Raw genomic sequence first — 1,322 nt, 5'->3', positions numbered from 1 at the left:
CTTACTTACTTACCACTAAAAAATTGTAATTAAAAAAATAACGTTAAAAATGGACTTTTCAATGTCACCAACAAGAATGATTCAATCTGTTAAAAGGGTTACTACTTACAGGTTGAATGAAGTAAAGACTGAACAAACCTCGCTAAAAAAACTGCTAAAGCTTATAACGCTTACACAAGCTTTAATTTGTGCTTTATTACTTACGATAAGTCATACCGCTTTGGCGTCAGAGTGTTTAAATATGAAAGTATTTAAACCTATAAAAATTGAGGACAAAACAGGGCTATCTCAGTCATTGAAGTTTGAAGAAGTTAAATTACTCCACAAAAATAAGTCAGGTATTTGCTTGCCTACAAGTGATACGTAGGTAGTAAATTTTACTTAGATAAATTAACTATAAATGAAGCCTCAGTTATTGATTCAACGGAGCTCAATAATGTAAAAAAGTCGAGCTATCATCGTTTTTTAGCTATTGAACACAGTTTGGTTTTTAAAAAAGAAGGAAGTGAAATTACATTGAGTGATTACAGTAGTGAGGAATTCGATACACTCACAAATGAAAAAACAGTTACGCTACAAAAGAGTGACAAAAAAAAATACTGGGTTTGTAACACCACTGCGATTAGCAAATTAGCTTCTATTGAAAACTTTTAGCCAATTAAAAGCGCTGATTGCGTACATTTTTTCAATGAGCTTTAGCTTTTGTACTAAAGCTCAGCATATTGATTTATTAGAGCTTGATGGCTTTAAAAAAGCGGTTAAAAGTACAGATTATTTAGCTAAAGTAACAATTATTAGAGTAGACGTTTTTCAAGAAGCTGATGATTCCCAAAAGTATGTATTTACTGCTGATGTAGTTACTACTTTTAAAGGTGATTCTTATAATCAAATCTCATTTGAAATGTTAGTTGAGAAAGGTGAAGATATGACATTTAACTCAGCGCCTGTTTACTTAGTACTTTGTAAAAGTTTAAGTGGGGCTTACTATTGGCCAGGCACGGGCTCATATTTTAAATCTGGCCCTGCAATTGATACCTAGGTAAATAACAATAGAGGAACAATTCAAATAGCTGGCACTTTTTCAGATTGGTGTAACTAGAGTGTCTGTGTGAATGGCATCATTTAAGAGGTGAATAAGTGTCTCAAAACGATATGAAGGTTTTATTGTTACCTCCATGGAAGCTTTTAATTAGGTTTCTATTAGTAACGATTCTTTTACTTTTAGGGACGGCCTACTCAGGGATGACCTTATTAACACAATACCTCAATACCAGCCCTGAATGGCTGTTAGGTATTTTATTTTCAGTTGGGGTAGTGTTTTG

General features: G+C 33.1%; 3 protein-coding genes. All 3 read left to right on the top strand.

The features are described 5' to 3' along the window. The first annotated feature begins 49 nt into the window (after positions 1-49). Complete coding sequence (locus H5072_RS19610) at positions 50-367, top strand: hypothetical protein (RefSeq protein ID WP_182694531.1); 318 nt, start codon at positions 50-52, stop codon at positions 365-367. A 273-nt stretch (positions 368-640) separates the two neighbouring features. Continuing rightward, positions 641-1,039: a hypothetical protein gene (locus H5072_RS19605; RefSeq protein ID WP_182694530.1), complete on the top strand. Its 399-nt coding sequence runs from the start codon at positions 641-643 to the stop codon at positions 1,037-1,039. A gap of 98 nt (positions 1,040-1,137) precedes the next feature. Further along, positions 1,138-1,322: hypothetical protein (locus H5072_RS20940; RefSeq protein ID WP_220488725.1), on the top strand; the 185-nt coding region annotated here is incomplete at its 3' end.

Source organism: Pseudoalteromonas sp. SR45-5 (assembly GCF_014163565.1).
Taxonomy (GTDB): domain Bacteria; phylum Pseudomonadota; class Gammaproteobacteria; order Enterobacterales; family Alteromonadaceae; genus Pseudoalteromonas; species Pseudoalteromonas distincta.
This window is presented reverse-complemented; position numbering and strand designations above follow the sequence as displayed.